This window comes from Psychrobacter sp. M17(2026) (assembly GCF_055699815.1).
This window is the reverse complement of sequence record NZ_CM146741.1, coordinates 236201-261100: the sequence shown is the minus strand read 5'-3', so window position 1 is coordinate 261100 and position 24900 is coordinate 236201. Positions and strand designations below refer to the sequence as shown.

At 42.0% G+C, this 24900-nt stretch carries 21 protein-coding genes and 4 tRNA genes; 14 read left to right on the top strand and 11 right to left on the bottom strand.

What is annotated here, in order from left to right; all coding sequences use genetic code 11:
* Window positions 1-562 precede the first annotated feature (562 nt).
* On the bottom strand, window positions 563-1894 hold the full coding sequence (hemA, locus tag ACR63T_RS01145) for a glutamyl-tRNA reductase (protein ID WP_472784489.1): 1332 nt from the start codon (window positions 1892-1894) through the stop codon (window positions 563-565).
* Window positions 1895-2484: 590 nt separating this feature from the next.
* On the opposite strand from hemA, the gene ACR63T_RS01140 reads away from it, so the two are divergent.
* The 12 genes from ACR63T_RS01140 to ACR63T_RS01085 all read left to right on the top strand — a co-directional run bounded on the left by ACR63T_RS01140 (window position 2485) and on the right by ACR63T_RS01085 (window position 12748).
* Window positions 2485-4428, top strand: coding sequence for a tetratricopeptide repeat protein (locus ACR63T_RS01140; protein ID WP_472784488.1), 1944 nt, complete (start codon window positions 2485-2487; stop codon window positions 4426-4428).
* 112 nt (window positions 4429-4540) lie between these two features.
* Window positions 4541-5167, top strand: coding sequence for a lipoprotein insertase outer membrane protein LolB (lolB, locus tag ACR63T_RS01135; protein WP_305899385.1), 627 nt, complete (start codon window positions 4541-4543; stop codon window positions 5165-5167).
* Window positions 5168-5191: 24 nt separating this feature from the next.
* On the top strand, window positions 5192-6166 hold the full coding sequence (gene ispE, locus ACR63T_RS01130) for a 4-(cytidine 5'-diphospho)-2-C-methyl-D-erythritol kinase (RefSeq protein WP_472784487.1): 975 nt from the start codon (window positions 5192-5194) through the stop codon (window positions 6164-6166).
* Between the two features lie 99 nt (window positions 6167-6265).
* Window positions 6266-6844: a hypothetical protein gene (locus tag ACR63T_RS01125; RefSeq protein WP_472784486.1), complete on the top strand. Its 579-nt coding sequence runs from the start codon at window positions 6266-6268 to the stop codon at window positions 6842-6844.
* A gap of 90 nt (window positions 6845-6934) precedes the next feature.
* Window positions 6935-7465 (top strand): hypothetical protein, encoded by a 531-nt coding sequence (locus ACR63T_RS01120; protein WP_472784485.1) that lies wholly within the window; start codon window positions 6935-6937, stop codon window positions 7463-7465.
* Between the two features lie 147 nt (window positions 7466-7612).
* Window positions 7613-7688, top strand: a tRNA-Gln gene (locus ACR63T_RS01115).
* A gap of 256 nt (window positions 7689-7944) precedes the next feature.
* Window positions 7945-8020 (top strand) — tRNA-Gln (locus ACR63T_RS01110).
* Window positions 8021-8159: 139 nt separating this feature from the next.
* Window positions 8160-9107 carry a ribose-phosphate pyrophosphokinase gene (locus tag ACR63T_RS01105; RefSeq protein WP_201571129.1) on the top strand — a complete coding sequence of 316 codons (948 nt, stop codon included), beginning with the start codon at window positions 8160-8162 and terminating at the stop codon, window positions 9105-9107.
* A 329-nt stretch (window positions 9108-9436) separates the two neighbouring features.
* Window positions 9437-10135 carry a 50S ribosomal protein L25/general stress protein Ctc gene (locus ACR63T_RS01100; RefSeq protein WP_201571128.1) on the top strand — a complete coding sequence of 233 codons (699 nt, stop codon included), beginning with the start codon at window positions 9437-9439 and terminating at the stop codon, window positions 10133-10135.
* 232 nt (window positions 10136-10367) lie between these two features.
* Window positions 10368-10949 (top strand): aminoacyl-tRNA hydrolase, encoded by a 582-nt coding sequence (gene pth, locus ACR63T_RS01095; protein ID WP_305899383.1) that lies wholly within the window; start codon window positions 10368-10370, stop codon window positions 10947-10949.
* 219 nt (window positions 10950-11168) lie between these two features.
* The gene (gene panD, locus ACR63T_RS01090) at window positions 11169-11549 is read left to right on the top strand and encodes an aspartate 1-decarboxylase (RefSeq protein WP_201571126.1); all 381 of its coding nucleotides are present in this window, start codon (window positions 11169-11171) and stop codon (window positions 11547-11549) included.
* A gap of 227 nt (window positions 11550-11776) precedes the next feature.
* Window positions 11777-12748 (top strand): calcium/sodium antiporter, encoded by a 972-nt coding sequence (locus ACR63T_RS01085; RefSeq protein ID WP_472784484.1) that lies wholly within the window; start codon window positions 11777-11779, stop codon window positions 12746-12748.
* 100 nt (window positions 12749-12848) lie between these two features.
* Here ACR63T_RS01085 and ACR63T_RS01080 read toward each other — a convergent pair whose 3' ends face one another.
* The 4 genes from ACR63T_RS01080 to ACR63T_RS01065 form a co-directional block, all read right to left on the bottom strand.
* Complete coding sequence (locus tag ACR63T_RS01080; protein ID WP_472785207.1) at window positions 12849-13802, bottom strand: IS256 family transposase, variant Zn-binding type; 954 nt, start codon at window positions 13800-13802, stop codon at window positions 12849-12851.
* Window positions 13803-13946: 144 nt separating this feature from the next.
* The gene (locus ACR63T_RS01075; RefSeq protein WP_472784483.1) at window positions 13947-14600 is read right to left on the bottom strand and encodes an RDD family protein; all 654 of its coding nucleotides are present in this window, start codon (window positions 14598-14600) and stop codon (window positions 13947-13949) included.
* A gap of 310 nt (window positions 14601-14910) precedes the next feature.
* A tRNA-Arg gene (locus ACR63T_RS01070) sits at window positions 14911-14987 on the bottom strand.
* Window positions 14988-15168: 181 nt separating this feature from the next.
* Window positions 15169-15258 (bottom strand) — tRNA-Ser (locus tag ACR63T_RS01065).
* 306 nt (window positions 15259-15564) lie between these two features.
* Here ACR63T_RS01065 and ACR63T_RS01060 point away from each other — a divergent pair.
* A complete protein-coding gene (locus ACR63T_RS01060; RefSeq protein ID WP_472784482.1) occupies window positions 15565-16365 on the top strand; it encodes a hydroxymethylpyrimidine/phosphomethylpyrimidine kinase in 801 nt (266 codons plus the stop codon).
* Window positions 16366-16550: 185 nt separating this feature from the next.
* Here ACR63T_RS01060 and ACR63T_RS01055 read toward each other — a convergent pair whose 3' ends face one another.
* The 5 genes from ACR63T_RS01055 to ppx all read right to left on the bottom strand — a co-directional run bounded on the left by ACR63T_RS01055 (window position 16551) and on the right by ppx (window position 22677).
* Complete coding sequence (locus ACR63T_RS01055; protein WP_201571117.1) at window positions 16551-17120, bottom strand: YggT family protein; 570 nt, start codon at window positions 17118-17120, stop codon at window positions 16551-16553.
* A gap of 96 nt (window positions 17121-17216) precedes the next feature.
* On the bottom strand, window positions 17217-18092 hold the full coding sequence (gene proC, locus ACR63T_RS01050) for a pyrroline-5-carboxylate reductase (protein WP_472784481.1): 876 nt from the start codon (window positions 18090-18092) through the stop codon (window positions 17217-17219).
* 300 nt (window positions 18093-18392) lie between these two features.
* Window positions 18393-19940: a tRNA lysidine(34) synthetase TilS gene (tilS, locus tag ACR63T_RS01045; RefSeq protein ID WP_472784480.1), complete on the bottom strand. Its 1548-nt coding sequence runs from the start codon at window positions 19938-19940 to the stop codon at window positions 18393-18395.
* 113 nt (window positions 19941-20053) lie between these two features.
* Complete coding sequence (locus ACR63T_RS01040) at window positions 20054-20857, bottom strand: acetyl-CoA carboxylase carboxyltransferase subunit alpha (protein ID WP_305899377.1); 804 nt, start codon at window positions 20855-20857, stop codon at window positions 20054-20056.
* Between the two features lie 275 nt (window positions 20858-21132).
* Window positions 21133-22677: an exopolyphosphatase gene (gene ppx / locus ACR63T_RS01035; RefSeq protein ID WP_305899376.1), complete on the bottom strand. Its 1545-nt coding sequence runs from the start codon at window positions 22675-22677 to the stop codon at window positions 21133-21135.
* Window positions 22678-22998: 321 nt separating this feature from the next.
* Between ppx and ACR63T_RS01030 the strand changes: the two genes are divergently transcribed.
* Window positions 22999-23421 carry an Mpo1-like protein gene (locus tag ACR63T_RS01030; protein ID WP_472784479.1) on the top strand — a complete coding sequence of 141 codons (423 nt, stop codon included), beginning with the start codon at window positions 22999-23001 and terminating at the stop codon, window positions 23419-23421.
* Window positions 23422-23561: 140 nt separating this feature from the next.
* Here ACR63T_RS01030 and hemL read toward each other — a convergent pair whose 3' ends face one another.
* Window positions 23562-24863 (bottom strand): glutamate-1-semialdehyde 2,1-aminomutase, encoded by a 1302-nt coding sequence (gene hemL, locus ACR63T_RS01025; protein ID WP_305899374.1) that lies wholly within the window; start codon window positions 24861-24863, stop codon window positions 23562-23564.
* Window positions 24864-24900 lie beyond the last annotated feature (37 nt).

Below are 24900 nucleotides of genomic sequence, written 5' to 3'. Positions count from 1 at the left end.
GTAAGTTTAAATAAATAGAAATAAAACAAATAGAGATGAAACTGAGCTAGTGCTTGCTTATGGCTCTAGTAAAAAGTCTGATGGTGCTCAATAACTTTTAGACACAACTATAGGGCTTATTACAGGGTTTGCTACTTAGGTATTGAAGAAGGTGCTGCATGAGATTGACGATATAGCACTTTTACCTTGCACTATTGCCGTTGATAAGTTATGTCTAATGATAAGTCTAGGCAATACTGCTTTGACATCAGTACCATCATGGTTGTAGCGCGGCGGCAGACAGATGATAATGGAACTGTTGATTATGAAATAACAGTAACGATAATTGATATATTACCGCTATGTTTTGTGTACTACTATACTTTTAACCAAGACAAATTTGAGCGTTTGACCAAGATAAGTTGTTGATTAATATATTAGGTAAATCGATTATTAACACATTCTAAAATAACAGAATTTTAGGCTATTGTCATCAGTTATTAGCGCTTTAAAAGCAATCTTAAAGTTCTGAGCCTAATACTAATAGTTATAGTAGATAATGGTTTGCCAATATAGTGACGCATTATCTGCGCTTGCGATAAGCACCATGCAAGCCTGAAACCACAAAATCAAGTAGCTCACTGTCACCTTCCCGAGCCGCTTTACGCATCAGCTTGGAGGGTGCATGGCTCAAAGTTTGGGTAAGCTGCCGCGTCAATTCAACCATTGCTGAATTCGCATCCATCTCACCACTATCGAGCTTTTTGAGAGCATTACCAAGTAGCTCCTCAACTTGCAGCTGGGTATGATTGCGATATTGCTCGATATCATGCCCCACTTTACGTACCTGAAAGCGTCGTTCTATCTCAACCACTAATTGACTAACCAACAATTCCGCATCTACTGCTGCTTGGCGGCGTCGCTCTAGATTACCTGCTATAACATGCTGCAAGTCATCAACAGAATATAGATACACATCATCCATTTGACTGATAGTTGAGTCAATATCGCGCGGCACTGCCAAATCTATCATTAGCATAGGTCTGTAACGGCGCTGCTTGAGCGCTTGAGCGGTCATATTCTTATTGATCAGTACATCCATACTGCCACTACAACTACTCACGATGTCCGCCTCTGCTAGTACCTGTGGCAGCTCTTGTAATGGGCGCACCTCGACACTGAAGTTCGCTAACTTAAGGTTGGCTTGACGCAGCTCAGTCGCTAGAGCTTCAGCACGCTCAGGACTGCGATTACAGATGATAATTCGACCGACACCTAATCCTGCTATATGAGTAGCTACTAGACGATTCATCTCACCAGCTGCGACGACAACTAGCGTACGACTGGGTAGATTATCAAAAATTTGGGTGACCAATTTAGCAGCGGCAAATCCTAAAGACACCGCTTGTGCACCAACGTTAGTTTCATTGCGCACGCGTTTGGCGGCAGCAAACACTTGATCTACAATCCAACCTAACTGCGAGCTTAGCGCCTGTTCTGTATGTGCCAATTGCACGGCTTGCTTGATCTGACCGAGTATTTGTGGCTCACCTAAGATCATAGAGTCAAGACCTGCGGCGACTCGTAACCAGTGAGTGAGTGCGTGGGTATCTTGATGCACATATAAAAAGCCTTCAACCTGAGCTGCCGATAATTTTTTAAAATCACCAAGCCAAGATTTAATATCAGCAATGTGCTGCTCCATCGCTACAGTTATCGAACCCGTTGCGCTGATTGGTTGCGGCATTAACGCATAGATTTCTGTACGATTGCAGGTTGAAACAATGACACTACCATCGGTAAAGGTTTTGAGTTGGACTAACGCACTATTTATATCATCACCCACGAACGCCAAGCGCTCACGCAAAGCGATTGGTGCGGTTTTGTGATTGACCCCAATGACCACTAATCTCATTATTGATAAACCATAAATATAAAGTGCATGCTATTTATTTGTCTGCTATTTTCATTTGATAGTGACAGTCGCTTAACAAATACTACTTATCAAGCGATAGCTTAGACAGTGTTACTCACTTGCATAGATAAAAAGACGCCTAAAACAGTCATAATAACTGCTGCCCTAAGCACAGGACTGGCTATTATATCACTGTTGCTTACTCTTTTGACACAGGGGTACTTTTTTGACACAGACCTAAAGTGGGTAACGGTAATGGTCTGTATTTGGGCAAAATAGCAATAAATCAACTGCTACTATATTTTTAATCATTGCTGTACTTTTAGTCACTACACCTCATACCCATCTTATTTATTGCTAAATTGATTTGCTAAGCCTCGATAAGTATCATCAGTAATAAAAACAGGGACGTATGCTTAGTAATGTAATAAATACATAGTCGTTAGATTTGCAGTTATCTGATTATAAATAACAGGAGTACTATTGTTTATTGACGTCATCCGCTCTTATACTACTTATAATTACAATAGGGTTTATAATTATAATAGTGTCAACCTGTTGACTATAGCTATGGATGAATATGACTGTCTATGAGATTTTTTAAGTTTCGTAATCATGCAAAACTGGTGTTCAAACCTGCCTGCGATCACTCTTTGGGTATTCGCCGTTTTATCGATGCTATTATCGATCGATTACAGCAGCGACGTAAGCTGACGTTATTGTTGGCGGCTTGCCTGTACTTAGCTATGCCCGCTTACGCTGAGGCTCATCTATTTAGCCCTTTGCTAGAAGCTATACTTCCCAAGAGTGATACTAGTGATTTGTCTCAAGCCAAGAACACCACTACTGTTGCTCTTGATATAGATGATAAAATTAATAAAAACAATCTGCCGACAGTCTTTACTAACCATCTATTTTCAATCGACTCTTCTCAGTCAGCTCTTGATGAGCCAAGTTTGTATGCTCTGCTAGACGCTGAGTTTGCCGCTAATCGTGGTGATACCCGTCGTGCTTTGACAATCTACAAGCAGCAATCCTTCAAGCAGGAGGCTACCGCCGTGTTTGAGCGTGCGCTTAGTTTTTCGCTAGACAATGAAAATATCAGTGACTCGTTAATCTTTGCCAAAACTTGGCAGGATCAAAACCCTGATCACGTTCCTGCTTGGTTTTATGTGGCGCACTTAGCATTGAAAGCGCACGATTATAGGCTAGCAGGCGAAACCCTTAATCGTATTCTGCGCTATGATCCGCGTGCAGATCTAAGCGAAATATTGATCGGTATTTATCCTGATAGTGTCGATGATCAGCGTGAGCTACTTGCGGCTTTGCAACCTATTGATAGCCAAGAAAACGCTTCATTATCAGTACTCAAAGCAGGTCTACTTTATCAGTTCAATGATCCGAAAAATGCGCTTATCCATATCAATCGGGCGCTTATAAGCCAGTCTGACTATGTGCCTTTTATCACTTTAAAAGCAGACATTTTACGTAAAATTGAACCTACTGAAACTGTATTGAACTATGTTAATCAAGCGCGCTTGCGTAATGCAGATAGCAAGAACTTATATTTGTATGAGATTCGCTATTTGCTAGATCTAAAGCAAAGCCAAGAGGCGTGGCAGCTATTACTAGAGGCGCACAGTCGCTTTGAAGATGATCCTGAAATTACACTGCTTGCCGCATTAGTCAGCTTGGATGTTGAGCAATATCGCAGTGCCGATCGGCTATTAAACGTCTTAGCGAAGACGCCTGCTTATCTAGACCAAGCCTATTACTATTTAGGTATCAGTGCTGAGCGTCAACAACGTTTTGAGCAAGCAAAATACTATCTCAATGGGGTTGTGCGTGAGGACTTAGTTCTAGCTGCGCGCGAAAAAGTCGTCGCTCTTGAGCTGTTAAATAATAATTTTGAATCCGCTATTACGACCTTGCAGCTATTGCGCCAACAGCATAGTGTGTTTGCACCTGAGAGCTTCGTTATGCAAGCGGATATTCTATGGCAACAAAATGAGCCTGAAGAGGCGCTGCAGTTATTAACGCGCGCCAGTCGCAAATATCCAGATAATCAGCTGGTTTTGTTTGCTCGGGCGCAACTGCTTGATGATCGTCGAGACTATGTCGTCAAGCGGGCTTTGCTCAATCATTTGCAAGCATTAGAGCCTAGCAATTTGAATTATCAGCTCAGTTACGCGCAGCTATTATTGGCTAGTAATCGCGGCTCAGAGCAAGGGCTAGCACTGGCAAATACGATCATTCAGATTCGTTACGATGATCCGCGTTATGACAATGAGCTGCACTTGCAGGCGCTCAATATACTCGCCAGCGACGCCCTTGCCACTGACAACTACACTCAAGTCATAAGTTACCTACAGACCCCTTATGAGGTGCTGCCTACATTACGCTCAGGTACGTTATTACTCCGTGCTTATCAAGGCTTAGGCAATAATGAAAAAGTGGCAGATTTGCTCGCAGATTTGCAACAACGCTTTTCATTTGGTCAACAAAACGTCAATGATAGAGTGCAGTTGTATTGATTTAAAAGACAAGGCTCCAAAGATAAACTAACATTCATGCATAACTGGGCAACATAAATGGCTTAAGCTGTGTCTAACTTTTAGAGCTCATTAATAATTTTAAGGTATAACTATGTCAGCCGTGCTAACAACAACTTCGCATAAAACTGCTAAATCTAACAAAATACTATCCATAGCAACTATGAGCGCAGCACTATTAGTTATCTCGGGTTGTCAATCACTACCTAAGAACCAAGCAGTGACTACGCCTACAACGATACCAACTGAAAAACTTTCTGATTTCAACATAAATGGTAAGATTGGTGTGACTATGCCTGCTGATACAGGTACACAAGGTGGCAGTGCGTTCTATGCTTGGGGTCAGCAAAACGAGCGTTTTGCTATTGAGCTCATTGGTGCTTTGGGTATCGGTAAAACTAACATCGAATATGATGGTCAGACCGCAACGCTAGTCAGTGAAAAAACAGGTACACTGACCGCAGATGACCCTGAAACTTTGCTCCAGCAAGCGACTGGTTGGCAAGCGCCTATTTCACAAATGCCCTATTGGATATCAGGGCGCGCGGCACCTTCAGATAGCGCGCCACAGTTAGATGCGCAAAATCGCTTGATTAGCTCAGCTAATGGCGATTGGAGCGCCAGCTTCAATTATAAAGGCAATGATAAGCTGCCGAATAAGATCACAGCTATCCAACCAGCAGGTCATAAAGTAGTCATGACCATTAATCATCAAAATTAATAGCCTTTTATTATAGACATAGTTATGGCCTCAACCGATACTCCTTTAGATAGCTTAATCACTCGCTTGTCTCCTGCAAAGATCAACTTATTTTTGCATATTACTGGCAAGCGAGCGGATGGCTATCATAACTTGCAAACGGTATTTCGCCTGCTTGATTGGGGTGATTACTTGCATTTTCTGCCTTCTGAAAGAATAGATTTGGATGATATTTTTACCTTTGATAGTGATGGCAATCAGCAAGCCATTAGCATTTGCAAAAAGCTGATTACAATTGCAGGTGCAGACAGTATCACTGTCAGCTTAGAAGATAATTTGATATTTAAAGCGGCACGCGTTTTATTACTAGCGGCTATAGACATGCAAAAGCTGCCTGATCATTTGCAAAAAGTGACTATTACTTTAGACAAACACTTGCCAATGGGCGCAGGCCTAGGCGGTGGCTCATCCAATGCAGCGACGACTTTGCTTGCGCTTAACGAGATTTGGCAGTTCAATCTAAGCTGTGATGAATTGATAAAAATTGCCACTACTATTGGAGCAGATGTACCGATCTTTATCTTTGGGCAAGATGCCATCGCGATGGGTATTGGCGAGCAACTAACGTTAATTAACCTGCCTGATCAGCATTATTTAGTATTGACGCCTAATGCTCATGTCAATACGGCCAAACTTTTTGCCCATGCAAAGCTACAACGAAATATCGCCTCGTTATCAATTGACACTATTAAAAATGATACTGATGAATATGCACAGTATTTAAATACGCCCTATCAAAACGTCTTTACACCCGTAGTCACTGCCCTTGCTCCAGCGATTAGCGAAGCGCTCATTTATCTGCAAAGCTTAGAGTCGCAAGCGCAAGCGACTGCACGCATGACAGGCTCTGGCAGCGCGGTATTTTTGCCGTTAGATAGAGGTATTGTTGATAATAAAGCACTTTTGAATAAGTGGATTGTAGACGCGCCTTGTGCAGGTTATGTGGTCAATAATTTGTAAGAAATTTTACTCGTCATTTTTGATTTAATTTTGAGTCCTAGCGGTTTTTGGGTGGTTCGTAGGACATATCATAATTAGACAAAATAAGTTGGTATTAATATGAATTATTCAAATATGCATCAACACATAACAAGGTTCGCGACTTTTGCTTGTCTATTATCAAGTTTGCTTGGCTGCTCATTACTTTCTCTACCCCAAACTGACTCTACCCCAAATCGCACTTCTGACAAGATAGTTCCATTGCCACTACCAAATGCGAAAGCAAAAAAGGACTTTCAACGAGTAGCTATTCCTAACTTAGCACCTAGTGTAAGCTTGCCTGCTGAACTGTTCACTTATGCGCCTACTCTCTCGATGCAAGAGATTAATTTTGTTTTGAAGGGCAAGTATATAGTTAAAAGTAGTTGCTTGTATTTTGTTCAAAATGATACTGAATATTTTAGTGCTGTTTTTTATCCAGGTAGAGTGATTCTCTTTGAAGACGAGGGTTTGATTTCTTTAAATGGGACTCAAGTTAAACTTGGTGAAGAGATTACTACTGGTGGTGTAATTAAAGAGTATATAGGTCACTATCATTTTCAAAAAGGGGATTATGCGGTTGTAGATTCTAAAGATACAGATTGCCTGACAGAACCGGCAGTATTCATGACAGGAAAGTTAGTTAATACTTTCCCGTAAAAATAAACACTAGTGAATCAAAATATAAGTCGGCTTTGCTACTTTGTAATTTTCCAAATATACTTTATTGCAAATTAAAGGCTTTTCATTATGAAACCAATCGTTTCTATACTGCTACCAAGTATAATCACAATGTCGATCGGAATTTCTGGTTGTATCAAAAATAATGACTCATATCCAGTAGCCGATGCAAAGGTTCAAAACATTAAAGTACCCAATCCCAAAGTATCTGTCGATAATATAGAGTACGATCAAAAGTCATATGCCCAATTTTTCACTTATCCTTATAAAAGTGGTATGGAAATACAACCAGCAACTGGTGGTATTTTAGTCATGAAAGATGGCTGTCTACTACTTCAGAGCGGTGATAAACTTGACGTTCCAATTTTTCCTCATGGTATAACTACTTGGAATGAAGAGGCACAGGTTTTGACAGCTAATGGTATCGAAATACCTATAAATACTAAGCTCTTTACTAACGGTCCTCTAAATGCTGGAAATTATGATCCTACCTATGACTATGGTTTTAAACAACAAGCAGATCCTAAATGCCTAGAAGGTAGATATATTCAGTTTTTAGGCTCGCAATTTATGGATGCAGAAAAATTTTCAAATCGCTAGAATTATCATTTCTAACTTATCTAATAAATTATGAAAGATAGCAGATTACCAAAACTAAGCTAATTCAATTAATTGTAAACAAATAGCTATAATAATGGTAAACCACTTGCAAAATTTGCAAGTTTATATATAATAGGTCGCCACAATAGGGGTATAGCCAAGTTGGTAAGGCATCAGGTTTTGATCCTGACATCCGTTGGTTCGAGTCCAGCTACCCCTGCCATTTATTAGTTCAAGTTTTATATTGCTGTGCTTTATAAGAGATAATAATCGATATTTAACCGATTGATTATCTTATAGCAATTGACAACACCCGCCTATTTTCGGTATAGTTCGCAACGAACACCGTTAGGGAAAGTTAGTTATCATTTTAGCGATAGACTAACTGCTAAGTAAAAAACATTTTGTAAATAGTATTCGACGGTCACTAACAGTCATTATGGATATTGTTTACTATTAAATGTTCGCTTGCACATTACAGGGGTATAGCCAAGTTGGTAAGGCATCAGGTTTTGATCCTGACATCCGTTGGTTCGAGTCCAGCTACCCCTACCATTTTCTACTGTCTTAGCACTAATCGAAACAGCCATTAATCAAAATAGCTATTAACGACGTTCATTTCCTTTTTATCTATATTTGGGCAGTTAGACACTGCTTAGCGGTCGCTGCTTGAGTCACTCAATAGGACTTAGTCATGCCATATTTGGCGATTTTTACGGGTACTGCCCACCCTGAACTTGCAAAAACCGTAGCCGACCACCTGCATATTCCTCTTGGTAAAGCTGATATCACGCGTTTTTCTGACGGCGAAATTGCTGTGGAGATAAAAGAACATGTGCGCGGTAAAGATGTATTTATCATGCAACCGACGTGTGCGCCAACCAATGATAACCTAATGGAAATCATGATGATGGCTGACGCTTTGCGTCGTTCGAGCGCAGGTCGTATCACGGCTGTTATCCCCTACTTTGGTTATGCTCGCCAAGATCGTCGTCCTCGTTCTGCTCGTGTGCCCATCTCTGCCAAAGTCGTCGCTGATATGCTCAACATCGTCAGCATCGATCGCGTAATGACCGTTGACTTGCATTCTGATCAGATTCAGGGCTTCTTTGATATTCCTGTTGATAACATCTACGCCACTCCTGTGCTACTCAATGATCTTGAAAAACAAGACTACGATAACATTATGGTGGTCTCCCCCGATGTCGGAGGTGTAGTGCGTGCACGGGCGATGGCTAAGCAATTGGGCGATGCTGATTTGGCTATTATCGATAAGCGTCGTGCGCGTGCTAATGAGTCGCAGGTCATGAATATCATCGGTGATGTCCGTGATCGTGACTGTGTGATTGTTGATGATATGGTCGATACCGCAGGTACTTTATGTAAAGCGGCGCAGGCGTTAAAAGATAGTGGTGCTCGCCGCGTATTGGCTTATATTACTCACCCTGTGTTATCGGGTAATGCCCTCAAAAACATTAGCGACTCTGCATTGGATGAGATCGTCGTGACGGATACTATTCCATTATCTGATGAGGCTGCTGCTTGTAGTAAAATCCGCCAAATATCTATCGCACCGATGTTGGCTGAGAGCTTACGTCGTATTAATAACGAAGAGTCTATTAGTGCCATGTTTGACGCTTAAATTTTGCAGACGCTAGTTATTAGTTAAAGTCAGCGCTAAAAGTCATTTTTTAGCGCTGACTTTTTGTATGTCTTTCTTATTGCTACAAAACCACGTATAATACGCGCCTGTATTCATTACTAGCTAACATTGCTTATTTTTACGGTTTTTAGGTTTAATAACTTTAGACTTAATAATTTTAAGCCTAGCGACACAATGCATACTTCTTAATTAGTACCTTTTTTATACTCTAAATCAGTACTATATCCGTATCGATTATCCAGCAGTAAACTGGTCGCAAGTTTATTTTTCTGGTAGATACTTTACTTACTTCCTATAGGATTAATCCCATGGCTATTGATCATTTTGCAATTAACGCGGTTGACCGCTCTGCTGAACAACAAGGTAAAGGTGCGAGCCGCCGCCTACGTAAGCAGAATCTAGTTCCTGCTATCATTTATGGTGGTGGTGAAGAGCCAGTCGCTATCTCAATCAAACTAAATGAGATGGTAAAGTCGCTTGAATACGAAGCCTTCTTTTCACAAATCTTGACTATCACTACTGATAAGGGTGATGAGTCGCAAGTTTTTATCAAAGACTTGCAGCGCCATCCAGCTAAAGGCTTTCCAATGCATGCTGACTTTCAGCGCATTGTAAAAGGTCAGAAGATTACGATCAACATCCCTGTGCATTTCTCTGGCCGTGAAGAAGCGCCAGGTACTGCTAAGGGCGGCATCTTATCTACACTAGTATCAGATATCGAAATCTCTTGCTTACCTTCACAATTACCTGAGTACCTAGAAATCGACGTATCAGGTATGGAAATCGGTGATCTATTCCGTCTATCAGATGTTAATCTACCTGAAGGCGCTGTGATCGTAGAGCTTGAGCTTGAAGATGGTCATGATCGTACTATCGTTAACATGCAGCCACCAACGGTTGAAGAAGTTGACGAAGATGCTGATGAAGTTGATGCAGCTGATGTACCAGCGACTGAGCAAGATGGCGACAGCGAAGCTGCTGACGAAGATAAAGACGGCGAAGAATAGCACTTGTTTTGTTATAGCGTAGGTTATTCATTACGTTAGAACAAAAAAGTGACTTAATCAAAAAGCAGCAGGGGATAGCTATCTCCTGCTGTTTTTGTATCATTTATTTTTTATGACTACATTTTAAAAAAGTAACTCATAGTATTCACAGTACTCAAAAGAACTTAATGTTATTTTTTTAAAGTTTATTTTTTAAAATTCATTAACTTTAATATTTCAGCAGAGCATTCCTATGTCTATTAAGCTTATTGTCGGTCTTGGTAATCCTGGCGAGCAATATCAATACACCCGTCATAATGCTGGATTTTGGTTCGTGCAGCATCTAGCGCATCAGTTTAATATATCGCTCTCACATGATAAAAAGTTCCATGGTGTTACAGGACGTGGGCAGATTCACGGGCACGATGTGCGTTTGCTTCTGCCGCTTACCTTTATGAACAAGTCGGGTCAATCTGTGGTACCGATGGTGAATTTTTATAATATTAGCAATGATGAGATATTGATCGCCCATGATGAGCTGGACATTCCAGCGGGTAGCATCAAGCTCAAAACGGCTGGCGGGCATGGTGGGCATAATGGCCTACGTGACATTACCCCACATATTGGCAATGACTTTCATCGTTTGCGCGTCGGTATCGGTCATCCAGGGCACAAGTCCAAGGTTAGTGGTCATGTACTCTCTAAAGCAGCTCCTAATGAGCAGATCGCTATTGATAGCGCATTGAGTGCTGCTTTTGAAGCTTTGCCGCTGTTACTAGATGGCAAAATTGAACGCGCGCGTGAACACATTAATGGTTTTAAATGTCCTGATTGATAGGGTATGATACGCCTACTGTAAAAAACTGCTATGAAATAAAGCCCAATGAATGACTCGACCCATAATTTAACATTTGAATTTTTGGATATTGTCCCCATTAATGCCTTAGTTTAGTCATTAAATATCAGTGGCTTATCGTCAGTTTCAGTTATAATCATTGTTAGTTTCACTTATTATTAGTTTTATTTATTATCAGATTCACTAAGGAAGCACCTTATGCTACTTAATATGCTCAAATGCAAATTGCATCGCGCTCGTGTTACCCATGCTGAGCTACATTACGAAGGCTCATGTGGTATCGATAGCGATTTGTTAGATCTTGCAGGTCTACGTGAGAACGAATCTATCGATATCTACAATGTCACTAATGGCAAACGCTTTCGCACTTATGCTATCCGCGCTGAGGCAGGTTCAGGCATCATCTCATTGAATGGTGCAGCCGCTCATATGGCAGATTTAGGCGATATCGTCATCATTTGTGCTTATGCTCATTTTGATGAAGTAGAAGCTGCTACTTATGAGCCTAGACTGGTCTATTGCAACGAAGATAATACCGTAAAAGATACTGCGAATATTATTCCTGTGCAAGTGGCGTAAAGCTTATAAGCTGGCTAAGCTATTTTTCGGTTCAATATTGCTGAATCAAGTTTATTAATTGTTTAATAAAACTGAACCAGTCTATATTTATCTTAAGTCAAAATTATCGTAAAATAAAACTTATGCTAATATTAAAGCTGAATCTAAATTAAGGTTCAGCTTTTTTTATACCTATTTATTCGCAAATTAATTTATCAAAAAATTATTCTTAATAGAGGATCACTTAGATGTGGCTGGCAATACTGGCAGTAGTTGTAGGTTTAGCAATTTTGGTGTGGAGTGCCGATGTTTTTATCGATGGCGCGGTAGCCTTAGCCAATAAGCTCAATGTACCGAGCTTTTTGATTGGGGTCGTCATATTAGGGCTAGGAACGTCAGCACCAGAGATGGTGGTATCGGTACTCGCCGCATTAGAAGGTAGCCCTGAGCTGGCATTAGGTAATGCTTATGGCTCTAATATTATCAATATCGCTCTAGTATTAGGGGCAACGGTATTAATCAGTCCGATCATCATTCGTAAAAGCATTATCAATCGTGATATGCCATTACTGCTATTTGTGACTGCTGTGGCGGCTTGGCAGCTCAGTGACGGAACTCTGAGTAATGCTGACGGTATGGTGCTCATAGCCTTACTAGTGGCCGTATTGGGTATTCAGATTGTATTAAGCCTACGTGAAGGTAACCATGAGCATGAAGACGATACTATAGAGGACACTACACAAGCTGAACACAGCATGGCAGGTGGACTTGGCAGATTGTTTCTTGGTTTATTGGTACTAGTATTAAGCTCACGTGCTATCGTTTGGGGCGCGGTGGAATTGGCAACACTTTGGGGCTTGAGTGAGTTGATTATTGGCTTGACGATTGTCGCAGTGGGTACTTCACTACCTGAATTGGTTGCTAGTATCTCAGCCGCTCGCAAAGGCGAACATGATATGGCACTGGGCAACATTATCGGCTCTAATATCTTTAATACTTTGGGTGTTGTAGGGTTGGCGGCATTGATCGCTCCTATTACGCCAAATGCCATTATTTTATCACGTGATATATTGGCTATGGGTTTGATAACTCTATTGCTATTTGCAATGTGTCTATTTACCTACAAGACTAAGCACAAATTTGCTCAGGGCTCTGGTATAACGTTGATTTTATTCTTTGTCGGCTATACCTTTATGCTTATTAGAACCGTCAGCATGTAGATTAGTTGACATGATAAAGGTGCTTAGATTTAAATCCTGGTGTAATGGACAAAATTCATGCTAGAAAGTAGAACGTAGTCGCTAATGGACATAATTCATGCTATTTGAGTGACTTTGACCCTAGAAAGTCTTTAATAAACCGTAACTTACGATGCTCATTTAGACCATGATGACTGTGTAATTGTCGCTTTAATTCACTAAATAACCCTTCAAGAGAATTTGTGGTGTTGGGCACGTCCAAATGCTCATATTCTCGATAAGTGAATAGCCAATCGCTATTGGTTCTGAGGCTTCGATAAGCACTTCTAAGACGCTTATGTGTGTACCACGTTTTACCCGTATCTTCATTAGTACTACGTTCATCAAGATAGTCTTCATGAGTTAAACACCACTGATCTAAGCGCTCTACGAAGTCGGATTTATCGAGCTGTGTTAAGTTTGAAGTGAGGTATCTAAGCTCAATACTAGCGATGTTCTTAGGACGACGAGTTAAATAACGAGTCACTATTTGTACTTGATGGAACTGGCACATCTGACAAGGGATGCTGCTAAACAGGGCTCTCAGTCCTCGTCTTCCATCACAGGTGATGCTTTGTATATCAACGCCTGACGATGCTAAGAGATCAATCCCTTGCTTGTAGGCACTGTTGGTTTCATGACTCACTATCGCGTAATAAAGTACGGTTCTAGTCGTGTTATCCATAAAGACCATCAAACCAAACTTGCGACCAAAGTAAGTGGTGTCCATGATGACATTAGCAGTCTCAGGACGTTTAATCTGATACTCAATACTGACTTTATCTAACCGCCTTTGTATGGTTTTAACACTACAGTGGTACTTATCAGCCAGTTGTTTGTAGGTCTGTTTACCTTGAGTATATTGAGTCCAAAGCGTTTGATTATTTAGTCTGATGCCACCTAAAAACTGCCGCCTGCAAGCTAGACATTGATACTGCTGTTTGCCAAGCTTACGTCCATTCTTCTTGGTGTGTTTATCACTACAAAAAGGGCAGTTTTTTGATTCATGGTGTTGATTCCTTGCAAATCCAGACAGTATATAGCTTTAGACCCTATTACAGCATGAAAAATGTCCATTACACCTATATCCTTATCTTTACGGATTCGTATTTAAAATATTAAAAGGGCTTGTTTGATATGTCAAACAAGCCCTTTTAATATTTTATTCAACACGCCCTAATTATTTATTTTTCTTACGGTTCTTAAATCCGCTCCATAACCCTTCATGCTGCTGTTTAGGCATTTTTAAAGTAATGGTATTTGATAGCATATCTTGTACCGCTAGACCACGACGGTTAAACAAGCAAAATATATAGTTAAACATCAGTCCAAAAACTGCACTGAGTAATAAGACCGCTCGTGAACCGCCTATCAAGCTGCCGATAAGCCCGCATAATAAGGGCATCAAGCAGGCCGCTAAGATACGTCTAAAAGACTGTTTCCAAGTTAATAGATGACCGCTATTATTGACCGTTTTGAGCCGCCATGTCTGCATTCCTAAAGTCTGCCCACTACGTCGCCAAAACAGGCCATAGAAGCCTACTAACGTCAATATAAATGACGGTGTCATAATAAAGTTCTGATACCAAGTCGGTAATGACTGCGCCTGTGCTGACTCAGTACCCGTTTGCATGGTCAATAGTGTACCGATCACCGTTAACACCGTCCCAACCAAGAATAGCAGCGCTAGGATGAGCATACCGTCATAGACGATAGCGATAACCCGCTCCGTTGGACTGGCAATGATCGGCTCTTCAATTTCAGGTGTTTGCGTGGGACGCGCCTTTCGCTGTAGCTTAGGTTTTGCACTCGCTTTTGACGTACTCTTTGACATAGTATAGATAGCCTAAAGGTTTAGATATTATATAGATTTGAATAATACAAAATTTTAAATAACAATTAGTTATATGGTGACTATTGTAGCGTAATCAAAGCCTTTGGCGTAATAAGAAGCCTTTGGCGTAATCAAAAGCCTTTAGCATAGCTTATGCTTACTTTGTGTGCAGGCATGAAGCCAAAGCGGCGCTATAATAAACTAACCCGACTCATATGCGATATAAAACCTACGGACATAAAAAAATCGCCAAAGTGTCATAAGACAGGCGATTGATTTAGGTATTACTTAAGACTATTGATAATGCAAATGGTGCGCCCGGAGAGATTCGAACTCCCGACCCCTTAGTTCGTAGCCAAGTGCTCTATCCAACTGAGCTACGGGCGCGTATTTTGCACATCATCTACTACGCGGTATAAAACTTTGTAGTAAATTAGGTTGATCATTATATAGATAATACAGTGAGTGTCAATATTTTTATCCGCTAAAGTAGTATTATTTCTAATACTGCTCTAACATTATTGAATCAAATTGCTCTGTATTGTAAATCTAATAACGAGCAAATAAATGGAGGTGAAAGAGGGATTCGAACCCTCGATACGCGCAAACGTATGGTTCCTTAGCAGGGAACTGGTTTCAGCCACTCACCCATTTCACCAAGCGATATAAGACTTCTATGAGATAGAATACAGTATCGATGCTAATGATACGTCCTAGTCGTGGGCAGTATTATAACAAAGCTAATATGAATTGCAAGCCTTGGATGCAACTTTTATGACGCTTTTGGCATAATAACGATTTATTAGGATATTTAAAGTTCATAAAGTCGGTTTATTGAGGATTTATTGTGCATATTGCTTTAGAACTTACTATGGCTTTTTAGGCCTAAGCTCGCTATAGTCATTAGCAATTAAAATTTACCATCAAAAATAATTAAAATTCTATGTGCAAACAAGGAGGCGCTATGCGACCCGTAGTATTGTGTTTTTCAGGGTTAGATCCCTCAGGTGGTGCAGGATTGCAAGCAGACATCGAAGCTACCGGTCAAGCAGGCGCTCATGCTGCTATCGCTTGTACGGCTATCACCATTCAAAGCTCGCAGCAAGTATTTGGCTTTGATGCTTGTGCTGCGCAGTTGGTCAAAGCGCAGGCGACTACGGTATTAGATGATTTGCCTGTCAAAGCTATCAAATCTGGCATGCTAGGGACGACTGATAATATCGCTATGCTCACTGAGCTATTCGCTAAGCAGATTATTACTAAAGGCACGCCTTTTGTCTTAGATCCAGTATTGGTCGCCAACAGTGGCGGTAGCTTAGGCGATGAGCAGACGCTAGTAGCCGCTTTTAGAAAATTACTGCCCTATGCAACGATCATTACCCCAAATACTCATGAGCTACGTGCACTCAGTGGCGAGCAAGACTTGCATCTCGGTGCGAAAAAGCTGTGCGCAGAGGGGTGTCATGCCGTACTGGTTAAAACCTCTCATGACTTTGACAGTGGCGATATTGAGCAGTATTTGTATGTGCAAGGCGAGATGGTACATAGAAGCATATTACCGCGCCTGCTAGGAGAGTTTCATGGTTCAGGCTGCTCGCTTGCCAGCTTTATCGCAGGACGATTAAGCGTGGGTGACGCCTTGATTGATGCGGTTAAAGCGGCAGATAATTGGATTACGCAAACTTTGATTGCCGCTGATGCTCCTCACCCTGAGGATAAACAAGCTCAACTTATACCCAATCGTTTTGTTTGTTTTAAAAGATAACAATCATTTTAGTTTAGCTTTTTTAGAGTGCGCCATGCGCACCAGTGGCTAGAATGCGATAATAGAAGATTCTATTTAAAGAATTTTAGACATTACTCTAATAGCAAGTATAAAAAAGACGCCCTGTTTAGAGCGTCTTTTTTATTAATAACTAAAATCATCTTTTTAATTAAGACCTAGTATTATTACCCCAGCATTGGCATTAAGCTATTAGCAACCGCACCGACCATAATCTCGATCAAATAAAACGCGAAAAAAGCGGCAATTGGCGACAAATCAAGCATACCCAAATTTGGCATAATACGACGAAACGGTTCTAAAATTGGCTCCGCTAAGCGCATGATGATACCAATGATAGGATGCTGGGATTGAGTAAACACCACAATCCAACTGACGATAATGGAGCCGATGACTAAGTAACGACACATCCGCAAAAAGTCCAAAATCAAGCTTAGGGACCCTTGAAAGAACAGTGGTATCGGCGCAATACCTTTGTTAGCCAATGCCGCCTTGCCAGAGATATCAATCAGACGAATCAAAAACATCAGTACGATAGCGGCAATACTGATACGTCCATTGCCCACTGTTGGGAAAATGCGACCGAACACATCAACGATATGAGTCGCTTTATAAGCGGGCGCAATCAAAGGCTCGCTGGCATCCATATCGGCGAACTGCAACATAAAGCGTATGAACACTAGCAGCATCGCAAAAGTGGTGACTAAGTCGAAAACTTGTAATAGAAAATCGTTCATGAAGCGCTACTCAGTTTGCTTGTAATAAAAATTTAGCTTAATAAATGTTAGTGGCTACAACGTGGCCTTTATTTCTGCTTTACTAACTACTCGTTATTACTTATCACTCTTCATCTCTTCGCCAAGCGCTTTACTGCGATCGTAACAAGCTTGCATAGCCTCACTGATTTGGCGGCCTACTTCATTCGCCTGCATCGATTCGATAGCTGCTTGAGTGGCGCCTTTGTGAGAAGTGACTTTACGACGTAGCTCGCTTGGACTATCTTCACTACCTCGAGCCATAGTCGCCGCGCCAAGTACTGTTTGCATCGCTAGTGCTGACGCTTGCTCTTGATCTAATCCTAAAGCAATAGCACCATCGACCATCGACTCAATAAAGTAGAAGATATAAGCGGGCGCAGAACCAGCCACAGCGGTAACGGCATGCATTTGCTCCTCTTTATCGACCCACATCACAAGGCCTGAGGCTTGCATCACTGCGGTCGCAAGCTGCTTTTGCTGATCATTAATATTATCAGTAGCATAAAGTCCTGTTGCGCCCATCTGTATCTTCGATGGTGTGTTTGGCATCGCGCGTACGATATTACTGTAGCCGTCTAGCATCTCAGATAACAGCTCAGTTGACAGGCCAGCAGCTACTGAGATGACTAATTGGTTATCCAGGGCATCGGCAAACTCACTGACCACTTTCTGCATCATTTGAGGCTTGACTGCTAGCACCACCACATCAGCATCAATAACCGCCGCTTTTGGCTCAGTGCTAGCATCAATGGTATTCATATTTTGGCTAGCGTACTGCTCGCGAGTCTCGGCACTGGGCGCTGATACAGTAATCATCTTAGGGTCAGTGCCACAGCCTATAAGACCACTAATCAAGGCCTGCGCCATATTACCGCCACCGATAAAGCTTATTTTTTTATTCTTTAATTGACTGTTCAATTGATTATTTGCATTATTATTTTGTGCTGACATAGTACTCTCCTAACGATCACTGCACTTGACGAGGTCCACCCTGACGATACTAAGACATTGGCGACATTTGCATAGCGGCAACGATTAAAAATATACAAGGGCAAATCTAAGCCATCTCTGGCTAAAATTCTAAGATAATCACTTATAAAATGCCAGCTAGTTTAGCATACTGCCCTTAAGGCCGTTTGATAAATTAGTGACGACAAATACTACTATCAACGACAAAGCTCTGATTAAACCGCTTAAAACATCTAGCATCCCAGCTTAAAGCATTCAGAAAAACAGCGACGTTAAGCACTGCTAATTGTTCAAATACAGCTTATTGTTAATCATTGTTTTCAAATCAAATTTTTGGGTATTAAAACCTGAGCCTGTATCTAGCATCCAACTATCAAAAGGGGAAATTAATAGTAGCGGCAACTCAATAGTCGTTTCAGAGTCAGTTGTTATCACGCTCATCACGGCTAAACTCTCGCGTAACCAAAGGGGCACACCTAGAGTTTGGTAGAGTTTTTTGCCAGACTGCGCCTGTCCTGCCAACTGAGTTTTTAGCTTTTGTTGGCGAGTCAGCGCTGTAACTTTTATGATGAACTCATTCTTCTTCGTTAATAGGAGCGATGCCAGCTCACTTGATGCCAGCTCACTTAACGACAACGACAGCTGCCAACTATAGCGCTTATCTTGCATACAGCCATCTTTAAGCAAATCTATAGTGACAGTGTCCTGATCCATAGAAACAAGCTGGGTCTGCGCAGCTGGTGCTACGCTTAGCCAGTCAAGCCATGATTGGCTAAGTCGATACAGCTGCTCACGGTAGCGGCGAATACTGTAACGCTGGTTTTGTGCATACCATTCCAGCTGGGTTTGATGATTATTATCTCGGCGTTGAATTAACAGCATTACTTCATCAATCAGCTGCTTAGCAGGCGGTAGTGGCTCATCTTGCGCTAGCCAAAAATGCAACAATTGGCGCTGTCGATAACGAGGCAAAACAGCTAACTTATCGATAGCTAATACGCGCTGAGCAGGTGCTAAGCTTAATGTATCGATACCTGTCTGTTGCCAGTCTTGCATGGCTTGCGATTCAACGGTCGCTGCCGCATCGCTAAGTAGTTGGGCACTACGAGCTATATTTTCTATGACGTTCGAATTATAATTCGTGAGTTGCGGCATGACATTTCGGCGCAGACGGCTGCGGACATTATCCCCGTCCTCATTAGTCGGATCATCGATATAAGGTAGCTGTAATTGCTCAGCATAGCGGCTGATAGTAGTACGACGCACTGTCAGCCAAGGTCGCCATAGTACATTGTGTCGCGCGCCCTGCGATTGCTCACGCCATGCTTGCATAGCGGCTAGGCCCTTGACGCCAGCCCCTTGCATAAGTCGCATCAGCATAGTTTCAGCTTGGTCATCGCCGTGGTGAGCTAATAACAATACATCGCCTTGATTGATATGGGCTAGCATTGCTTGATAACGTGCTTTTCGCGCCGCTTGCTCATCACCACCTTTTACCTCTGCTTGCAAAATAGTACAAGATAGCTGCTGAGCTTGCGCCCAACCTGCGACATGCGCTGCCCAAAGCTGACTATCGGCTTGTAGGTTATGATCAACGTGCAACAGCTGTGGCAAAAAACTCAGCTTACCTTGCTGATAGAGCTGCACACATAGTGCCGCTAAAGCGAGAGAATCGCGCCCACCGCTACAGGCCAGCCAAATACGGCGACCTCGTAAATTTTCACTATACTCACTAGCACTGGCTAACAATGACTTTGCAAGCGTTTGATCCATATGCGCGTGGGTAGTGATTGGCTCAATAGGATATGGCTTTATGGCAGTGCTATTCATATTTAGCCTTATTTGATACTGTACTTTGTGCAGAATTATAAACTAAACAACGCTCACAAAAAAACGCACTATCAAGTAGTACGCTTTTTGTGAGTGCAAGTAATCATTAGCGACTAAGCAGGTAACATAGTTTCCGAGTTAAAGGCTTTTAGCTTCTCATAGCGTAGCTCAGTAAGCGCGTCAGCATCCATAGCTTGTAGCTCATCTAATTGCTCTAATAATAATTTCTTTAAAGCACTCATCACAGGTTGTGGCTGCAAATGTGCACCCTCACCTTCGTCAATAACCGCATCAATAATACCTAGCTGATACAAGTTAATAGCGTTTAGCTTTAATGCTTCACTAGCATCTTGTGCTTTTTCAGCCGTCTTCCAAAGAATAGCCGCACAGCCTTCAGGAGAGATGACCGAATAGATGCTGTTTTGGAGCATATTAACCTTGTCACCGACGCCAATAGCCAACGCACCACCTGAGCCGCCCTCGCCGACTACGGTCACAATAATAGGCACTCTTAAGCTTGAGAATACGGCAATGCTCTCAGCGATTGCTTGCGCTTGACCGCGCTCCTCAGCACCAATACCAGGATAGGCACCTTGAGTATCAACAAAGGTCATCACTGGCACGTTAAAGCGCTCAGCCATCTTGACTAAACGAATCACCTTACGATAACCCTCAGGATTGGCCATACCAAAGTTATGCTCAAGACGTTCACGGGTACTACGCCCACGGTGTTGACCGATAACCATCACCGGCTTACCATCCAAACGAGCTAAGCCGCCAATGATTGCTTTGTCATCGGCAAAGGCACGATCACCGTGCAACGTATCAAACTCAGTAAATAGCTGATTCACATAATCCATAAATAATGGACGCTTGGCATGTCGTGCCAGCTGAACGCTTTCCCAAACGGTACTCATAGACTTATCCTTTTTGTCGTTTTATATAAGGCTGCATATAGTATTTATTCGTTGCCGTTAGCCCTTACTTTTATACAAGCACTTTAAAAACTGCTATAAAAACCACACGGCAGTACAAATGTAAACTCAATAAAAGCATAGTAGCACAGTTGAGTTAGCGCTTGTTATCAATTAGATTATTTTATAGCTCACTATTTTAACGACTATTAATTTGTGGTTTGGCATATTAATGCTTGGCATTTAGTAGGTTAATAATTAGCGTTTCACCATAACTATCAAGCTTCCGCTTTAACTTTGGCTTCAACGACACTTAACTTAATACCCCATTTTGCAAACTGTTCGATATCAGCATATAAATCTGAATATAAAAAAGCATAATGCTTTTTTTCAGTGCTAACGGTGATTTGCCAGCAGTTAGGCTCAGTAATGAGCAGCTCCATACTCGGCAGATCATATTCACTACGGCTATGATGGGCAAGAACCGCAAGTCTGAGCAAAAGACATAAATAAATCAGCTGATCACCGCCAATAAGGCAAGTTTGCTCAAGCATATCGGCTTTGAGTTTGCGCCGATGCGATAATACTAGCTGCGCCATGCGCTTTTGATCGACTTGTGAGAATCCAGGAATATCAGAGTTCTCTAATAAATAAGCGCTGTGCTTATGATAGTTACTATGACTGATGGCCAAGCCTATCTCGTGTAAGTAGGCAGCACGGCGTAACAAATCACTATCATCACTGGTTAAATGCAAATTGTTTTTGACTTGTTTAAATAAATAACGGCTGGTTCTGACCACTTGGCGAGCTTGTTTTTTATCCACTGAATAGCGTTTGATCAGCGATAGCACACTACGATCACGGACATCTTCACTGGCAAAGCGTCCGAGCATGTCATACATCACGCCTTCACGTAGCGCTCCATCAGAGTAGGCAATCGTACTAATACCTAATACTTTCATAGTCGCACGTAATACGGCAACACCAGCTGGGAACACCGCTTTACGATGCTCTTTCACTCCTTCAAGCTCGATATCTTTGACATCGCCTAGGCTTATTAGGAGTTTCTCTAATTTTTTGACGCCTTTATACGTGATGCGCTCTTGCTCATCAGACCAGCCTTTGGAGACCAGCACATTACGTACCGCCTTGATAGTACCACTAGAGCCGATAACACTATTCCAGCCTGTTTTTTGATACTGACCATTGATGGCTAAGACCTCTTTGCGCGCAGCAGCAATAGCGGCATTAAAAGCCTTATCGGTGATTGCGCCATCTGCAAAGAATTTTTTGGTAAATGCCACACAGCCCATCTGTAAGCTTTCGGTCAATAACGGATCAAAGCCTTTACCGATGATAAACTCTGTTGAACCGCCTCCGATATCTATCACTAAGCGCTTATCACTACTGGCATTGGTATGAGAGACGCCTAAATGAATTAAACGTGCTTCTTCGCGTCCTGCGATAATCTCGATAGGCTTAGGGAGTATCTCATTAGCGCGCTGGATAAAGTCATCCGCATTTTTGGCTTGACGCAAGGCGTTGGTGGCGACAATACGCACCCGGTCCGCTGGCACCGAATCTAGGCGCGCAACAAAGCGGCTTAGACAATCAAGGCCACGGCGCTCAGCGGCGGCACTTAAAATATTTTGCTCGTTCAACCCTGCTGCTAGCTGCACTTTTTCGGACAAAGACACTACTTTTCTGACTTCACCATGATCAAGGCGTGCAATCGCTAAATGAAAGCTGTTAGAACCGATATCGATAGCGGCTATAAGCTCGTCATTAGCAAGCGCTGGATTCGTAAACTGGGTTTTGAGCATAAGAAAAAATGTTACCCTATATGATGGATGAAGTTTGGCGAATAACGACACGTTTTGTCATTAAAGCATTTATGCCATACCCTGACAAGGCATTGATAATCAAGGCGCTGTCGCTCACCAATAAACTGCGCTTATATCACGCTGAGTCTCTAGTAAATGCTTGTGTTATATCACATGGTTTGCTACATTTAGTTGACCCAATATATTATAAATAACAATAACTTAGCGACTGTTCAAATAATTTTACAGTAGGACTTTATTAAGTTAGACGTAATCTATATTCTATTTATATCAAATGATTTTTTAGCAAAGGATGCTATTATGACTAATCGAACGGCTAAGACCAATATTAAGACCAGAACTCAATCTGATAGCGACGTTGCTCAAGAGGCTAACGCTGATCTTATAGCCACGAATACACCTGCTCCACAAAAATTTTATGATTTTTATTTAGCAGAGCACCAAAATATGGCCTGTCGTCGCTTACACTTTGCAGGGAGTAGTTTTGGCTTATTAGGACTGGCGAAATCTATAAAAGATCGCTCTTTTAGACCTGTACTAAAAGGTATCGCAGCGGGCTATGCTTGTGCGTGGGTTGGGCATTTTTTCTTTGAGAAAAACAAACCTGCTTCGTTTAAGTTTCCTTTGAAAAGCTTCGCTAGTGACTTTCGTATGTATGGCGATGTACTACGTGGCAAGCTGAGCTTAAAAGATACTAAGTTTGATAAGATTAAGATGAAATAAATTGTTGTTATTTACATAAATTGAATGTTGCGTAGGGTACAAAGACTTTAATAAAAATTTGCATAAAAAAACCAGCAAAATTATTTATGCTGGTTTCGTTTGGAATGAACCTATTTTTGCTTAAAGCATCAAAACTTCCTTTAAGCCTTTGCCATCTCAGCAAAGATCTCATCAGCGGCTTTAACCGATGCGTCTAAATCTGCATCGCTATGCTTAATCGACATAAAGCCTGCTTCATAAGCCGACGGTGCTAGATAAATGCCACGATCAAGCATGCCATGGAAGAAAGTATTAAAGGCTTCCATATCGCATTCAGTCACGTCATCAAAATTCGCCGGCGTCGCGGTATCATTATCTTTGACGAAGAACATACCAAACATCCCGCCAAGCTTGTTAGTACGCATATTGATGCCATGCTTATCGGCAGCCTCCTGAATACCATCGACTAAATACGCCACTTTCGCTGATAGCTCATCATAGAAGCCATCAACCGTTAAGTCTTCAAACATCGCGATACCTGCTCGCATAGCAAGTGGATTACCTGACAACGTACCTGCTTGGTAAACGCCGCCCATCGGCGCGATACACTCCATAATCTCGCGTTTGCCGCCGAACGCGCCAACAGGCAAACCTGCACCAATGATTTTACCGAAACAAGTCACATCGGGCTGAATATTAAAATGCGCCTGCGCGCCACCAAGTCCGACACGAAAGCCCGTCATGACTTCATCAAAGATTAGCACCGCGCCATGCTCAGTACACTGCTCACGCAAAGTATCATGGAACGCTTGCTCAGGGATGATCATGTTCATGTTACCGGCGATAGGCTCAACAATCACACAGGCGATCGTCTCGCCCCACTTCTCAAAACAGTCTTTAATCGCTTGCGGATTATTAAAGGGAAGAGTAATCGTATGCTTAGCAAAGTCCGCTGGCACGCCTTTAGAAGTTGGCTCACCGATATCGAGCATGCCAGAGCCTGCTTTGACTAATAAGCTATCTGAGTGACCGTGATAACAGCCTTCAAATTTGACGATATTATCACGACCTGTATAGCCGCGCGCCAGACGAATCGCACTCATAGTCGCCTCTGTACCCGAGCTGGTCATACGGATCATCTCTACACTCGGTACGATGTCGCAAATGGTATCTGCAACGGTGGTCTCAAACGGGGTTGGCGTACCAAAGCTCAAACCATCTTCAGCGGCTTTTTTGACTGCGTCGATGACCTTTGGATGCGCGTGACCCAGAATCATCGGCCCCCAAGAGCCAATATAATCGATATAAGCATTGTCTTCGGTATCATAGATCTTACTGCCTTCAGCACGATGCATAAAGACAGGCGTACCACCAACCCCAGCAAAGGCGCGAACGGGCGAGTTCACACCGCCAGGGATATGTTTGCGAGCTTGGGCGAAAAGTTGTTCGTTTTTAGTACTCATATTAGTGCTCATAGTTTACCTTATTTCATTTATTATC